This window comes from Cellulomonas fimi (genome assembly GCF_028527925.1).
Classification (GTDB): Bacteria; Actinomycetota; Actinomycetes; order Actinomycetales; family Cellulomonadaceae; genus Cellulomonas; species Cellulomonas fimi_C.
This window is the reverse complement of the sequence record NZ_JAPESW010000166.1, coordinates 1-600: the sequence shown is the minus strand read 5'-3', so window position 1 is coordinate 600 and position 600 is coordinate 1. Positions and strand designations below refer to the sequence as shown.

Annotated in this window: 2 protein-coding genes; one reads left to right on the top strand and one right to left on the bottom strand. The window is 57.2% G+C overall.

Going from position 1 to position 600, the window contains the following annotated elements; all coding sequences use genetic code 11:
* Positions 1-280, top strand: a 280-nt coding sequence (locus tag OMK64_RS21500) for a Na+/H+ antiporter subunit G (RefSeq protein WP_272730160.1), incomplete at its 5' end; no start/stop codon positions are given.
* A 126-nt stretch (positions 281-406) separates the two neighbouring features.
* Here OMK64_RS21500 and OMK64_RS21495 read toward each other — a convergent pair.
* Positions 407-600 (bottom strand): hypothetical protein (locus tag OMK64_RS21495; protein WP_272730159.1); only part of this gene is annotated, 194 nt, incomplete at its 5' end.

The following is a 600-nucleotide window of genomic DNA, read 5'->3' as shown; positions in this document are numbered from 1 at the left end:
TGCATTGATTGGCGCGATCGGCTTGCTGCGCATGAAGGACTTCTTCCAGCGCATGCACCCGCCGGCATTGGCGTCGACGTTGGGGGCGTGGTGTGTGGCGTTGGCGTCGATCATCTACTTTTCGGTGCTCAAATCCGGGCCGGTGTTGCACGGGTGGTTGATACCGATATTGCTGTCGATCACGGTGCCGGTGACCACGTTGCTACTGGCGCGCACTGCACTGTTCCGCAAGCGCATGGCCGGTGATGACGTACCGGCCGAAGTCAGCAGCCGCCGCTGATTCATCAAGCGAACACAGTAAAAAAGGTGGGAGCGGGCTTGCTCGCGAATGCGGTTTTTCAGTCAGCACATCAGCGACTGACCAACCGCATTCGCGAGCAAGCCCGCTCCCACATTTGGTTTTGCATTAGACAAATGATCTGATATGCGCCGCCAACTCCGCTAGCTCGGCATCATCCGCCCGCACAAAATCGTGGGACGAGATATAACCCTCATAGGCTTCGAAGAACTTCTCCACCTTGGAGCTGATAGGCTTGAAGGTACTGTCCCCGCCCGTCCCATGCATGGGAAACAACTTCGCATGCAGGTGATCCACACCAT